The sequence below is a fragment of the Brevundimonas sp. genome, assembly GCF_030656255.1.
Lineage (GTDB): Bacteria > Pseudomonadota > Alphaproteobacteria > Caulobacterales > Caulobacteraceae > Brevundimonas.
Genome location: NZ_JAUSOE010000031.1, coordinates 1 through 4,158, shown reverse-complemented (window position 1 = coordinate 4,158; position 4,158 = coordinate 1). Strand labels below are relative to the sequence as shown.

Sequence of the window (4,158 nt, the reverse complement as noted above, 5' to 3'; positions counted from 1 at the left end):
AACCGCGTTGCGGCCACCGTCAAAGGCGGCCGCCGGTTCTCCTTCGCCGCCCTGATGGTCGTCGGCGACGGCAAGGGCCGCGTCGGCTTCGGTCACGGCAAGGCGCGCGAAGTGCCGGAAGCCATCCGCAAGGCGACCGAGGAAGCCAAGAAGACGATGATCCGCGTGCCGCTGCGCGAGAACCGCACCCTGCACCACGACGGCAACGGCCGTTGGGGCGCCGGCAAGATCATGATGCGCGCCGCCCCTCCCGGGACCGGCGTCATCGCGGGCGGTCCGATGCGCGCCGTGCTCGAAACCCTCGGCGTCCAGGACGTCGTGGGCAAGTCGACCGGCTCGTCGAACCCCTACAACATGATCCGCGCGACGTTCGAAGCGCTGAAGGTCCAGTCCTCGCCCCGTCAAGTCGCGTCCAAGCGCGGCAAGAAGGTCGCGGATCTGATGGGCCGTCGCAACGACGGCGCCTCGGCGCCCGAAGCTGTGGAGTCCTAATCATGGCCGAGCAAAAGACCGTCACCGTCAAGCAGACCGGTTCGCCGATCCGCCGCAAGAACGACCAGCGCGCCACCCTGGTGGGCCTGGGTCTGAACCGCCTGGGTCGTGAATCGACCCTGGAAGACACGCCTTCGGTTCGTGGGATGATCGCCAAGGTCGCCCACCTGACCGAGATCGTCGAAAAGTAAGACGAAAGACTCTCCCTCCCCCTCGGGGGAGGGCCGGTCGCGCAAGCGACCCGGTGGGGGCGGCTCGCAAGAGTCGCCTTTACTGCTGTTCGGGGAGCCGCTATAGCGCCCGACCTTGAGATATTCGGGACGAGCTCTCCGAGCGCTTCCCACCCGGTCGGCTCCGCCGACCACTCTCCCCCGCGGGGGAGGGAGACGACAAACTTTGAACGCCGAGTCCGGACGAATATCCGGGCGCTAGAACCCGAAAGGATCAGGCATATGAAACTGAACGAAATCCGCGACAACGAAGGCGCGCACAAGAAGCGCATGCGTGTCGGCCGTGGCCCCGGTTCGGGCAAGGGCAAGACCTCGGGCCGCGGCGTCAAGGGTCAGAAGTCGCGTACCGGCGTCAGCCTGCTGGGCTTCGAAGGCGGCCAGATGCCGCTGTACATGCGCATGCCCAAGCGCGGCTTCAACAACCCGAACGCCCTGAAGCTGGCCGAAGTGAACCTGTGGCGCCTGCAGGACGCCATCGACGCCGGCAAGCTGGACGCCAAGTCGGAACTGAAGGGCGACGCCCTGGTCACCGCCGGCGTGATCCGTCGCGTCAAGGACGGCGTGCGTCTGCTGGGCACCGGCGAGCTGAAGCAAGCCCTGAACCTGGTCGTCTGGTCGGCCTCTTCGGGCGCCATCAAGGCCATCGAAGCCGCCGGCGGTTCGGTCGTCCAAGAACGTATCGCCGCTGAAGCCAAGGCCGCTGCGCGCGTCGAGAAGCGCAACCTGGCCAAGGGCAAGGTTCCTGCCGCCAAGCCGCGTCTGGGCGACGAGAACAAGATCTCGGCCCGCACCAAGCGCGCCGCCGCCAAGGCCTAAGCAACGCGTCGTCGCGGCTGAACTAGGCCGTGGCCTGATTACACCTGCGACGACGAAACAACGGAAGCGGCCCTCGCATGAGGGCCGCTTTCCGCCTATCTGACGACTCAGTCAGTCGTGGGGACGCATAATGGCTTCGGCCGCAGAACAACTCGCCGCCAATATGAACATGGGCTCGTTCGCGAAAGCGACCGAGCTGCACAAGCGCCTGCTGTTCACGCTGGGCGCCTTGCTGGTTTATCGCATCGGTACTTACGTGCCGATCCCGGGCATCAATTCGCAGGCCTTCCTGCAGTTCTTCCAAGACCCGTCGGGTCAGCGCGGCATCCTGGACATGTTCAACATGTTCTCGGGCGGCGCGGTCGAGCGGATGGCCATCTTCGCGCTGAACGTCGCGCCCTATATCTCGGCGTCGATCATCGTGCAGCTGATGGGCACCGTGTATCCGCCCTGGGAGAAGCTGAAGAAGGAAGGCGGCGAAAGCGGCCGCAAGCAGCTGAACCAGTACACCCGCTATCTGACGGTGTTCCTGGCCCTGGCCCAGTCCCTCGGCATCGCCGCGGGTCTGAACGCCCAGCCGGGTCTGGTCGACAATCCGGGGATCTTCTTCCTGGTCTCGACCGTCGTGACCCTGACGGGCGGCACCATGTTCCTGATGTGGCTGGGTGAGCAGGTGACGGCGCGCGGCGTCGGCAACGGCATCTCGCTGATCATCTTCGCCGGCATCGTGGCGGTCCTGCCGTCCACCATCGCCCGCATGCTGGGCCTGGCCCAACAGGGTCAGATGTCCGCCTTCGCCCTGTTGTTCATCGCCGTCCTGGCCGTGGCGACCGTGGTCTTCATCGTCTTCATGGAACGCGCCCAGCGCCGGCTTCTGATCCAGTATCCGAAGCGCCAGGAAGGCAACCGCATGGCCGGGGGCGAGCGTTCGTTCCTGCCGCTGAAGGTCAACACCGCCGGGGTCATCCCGCCGATCTTCGCCTCGTCGCTGCTGATGCTGCCGACCACGGTGGCCAGCCTGACCGCCAATGCGGACCTGCCCGGCTATCTGAGCTGGCTGCCGCTGGTGACGGCCCAGCTGACGCACGGCCAGCCGCTGTTCATGGCCCTGTATGCGGCCCTGATCATCTTCTTCTGCTTCTTCTACACCTCGATCACCTTCAACCCGGAGGACACGGCCGAGAACCTGCGCAAGTACGGCGGCTTCCTGCCGGGCATCCGTCCGGGCAAGCGCACGGCCGAATATCTGGACTATGTCCTGACCCGTCTGACGGTCATCGGCGCGGCCTATATCACCGCCGTCTGCCTGCTGCCCGAGTTCATGGTCGCCCAGATGGGCAACAGCCTCTACTTCGGAGGAACGTCTATCTTGATCGTCGTGTCGGTCACGATGGACACTGTGGCCCAGATCCAGTCCCAACTGCTGGCGCACCAGTACGAGGGCCTGATCAAGAAGGCCAAGCTGCGCGGTCGCGGCGGTCGTGGCGCGCCCACGCCTGTTCGTCGCTGACCCGTGCGTCGCTGAGTTGATAAGAAGACGCCTGGGGAGGGCTTACGCGTGAACTTGATCCTGTTCGGACCGCCGGCGGCGGGCAAGGGGACACAGGCCAAGCGGCTGGTCGAAGAGCGGGGCATGGTCCAGCTCTCGACCGGCGACATGCTGCGGGCCGCCATCGCCTCGGGCTCGGAACTGGGGCTCAAGGTCAAGGACGTGCTGGCGCGCGGCGATCTGGTCACGGACGAGATCGTCATCGCCCTGATCGAGGACCGCCTGACCGAGGCGGAGGCCGCCGGCGGCGCCATCTTCGACGGCTTCCCCCGCACCGTGGCCCAGGCCGAGGCCCTGGACGCGATGCTGGCCCAGCGCGGATCCCAGATCGACGCGGTCGTCCGGCTGAAGGTCGATGATTCGGCCCTGCTGGAGCGGATCGCCAAACGCTATGCCGAACAGGGCCGTCCCGACGACAATCCCGACACCTTCGTGGTGCGTCTGGACGCCTACAACCGCAACACCGCCCCGCTGCTTCCCTATTACGAAGCCCAGGGCAAGCTGACCGAGGCGGACGGCATGGGCTCCATCGAGTCCGTCGCCAAGGCGATTGACGAAGCTCTGGCGTGACCAAACCGGGCGTCGGGCGTTAAGCGACCGATGTCCGACGCCAAGACCCCTGATGAACGAAGGCGCGCCCGCAATCGCTGGCGCGCCTTCGCCGTTTTCGCCGGGGTGGCCGTGGTCGAATTCGGCCTGTTCCTGCTGCTGGGTCAGGTGAAGGGCAGGGCGCCCGAGGCGCCGATCGTCGAGGGGCCGGCCGTCGAGGTCGTCCTGTATGATCCGCCTCCGCCGATCTCGCTGGAGCCGCCGGCGCCGGAGACAGGCGGCGGTGCGCCGGCCGCGCCCTCGCGCATTCACACACCTCCGCCGCCGAAACAGGAGCGTCCGCGCGAACTGCCGGCGCCGCCTCGCCTAGCGCCCCAGCCCGCCCCGGTCGTCGGCGTCGCCCCGAGCCCTTCGCCCGAGCCCGGGTTCGGCCAAGGCGGGGCGGGGACCGGCAGCGGCACTGGCGTCGGCTCGGGCTCAGGCCCTGGAAGCGGCGCGACCGGTCCGCGCCTGATGACCAGC

At 67.0% G+C, this 4,158-nt stretch carries 4 protein-coding genes and 2 pseudogenes; all 6 read left to right on the top strand.

The features are described 5' to 3' along the window. A partial coding sequence (gene rpsE / locus Q7J26_RS03805; RefSeq protein WP_304935178.1) for a 30S ribosomal protein S5 occupies window positions 1–492 on the top strand: 492 nt, incomplete at its 5' end. 2 nt (window positions 493–494) lie between these two features. Then, window positions 495–683: a 50S ribosomal protein L30 gene (gene rpmD, locus Q7J26_RS03800; protein WP_183194946.1), complete on the top strand. Its 189-nt coding sequence runs from the start codon at window positions 495–497 to the stop codon at window positions 681–683. Between the two features lie 261 nt (window positions 684–944). Next, window positions 945–1,406, top strand: a pseudogene (gene rplO, locus Q7J26_RS03795) (50S ribosomal protein L15); the annotation flags it as partial. Window positions 1,407–1,668: 262 nt separating this feature from the next. Further along, window positions 1,669–3,048: a preprotein translocase subunit SecY gene (secY, locus tag Q7J26_RS03790; protein WP_304935176.1), complete on the top strand. Its 1,380-nt coding sequence runs from the start codon at window positions 1,669–1,671 to the stop codon at window positions 3,046–3,048. Between the two features lie 48 nt (window positions 3,049–3,096). Next, on the top strand, window positions 3,097–3,657 hold the full coding sequence (locus Q7J26_RS03785; protein ID WP_304935175.1) for an adenylate kinase: 561 nt from the start codon (window positions 3,097–3,099) through the stop codon (window positions 3,655–3,657). 30 nt (window positions 3,658–3,687) lie between these two features. Continuing rightward, window positions 3,688–4,158 (top strand): annotated as a pseudogene (locus tag Q7J26_RS03780) (energy transducer TonB); the annotation flags it as partial.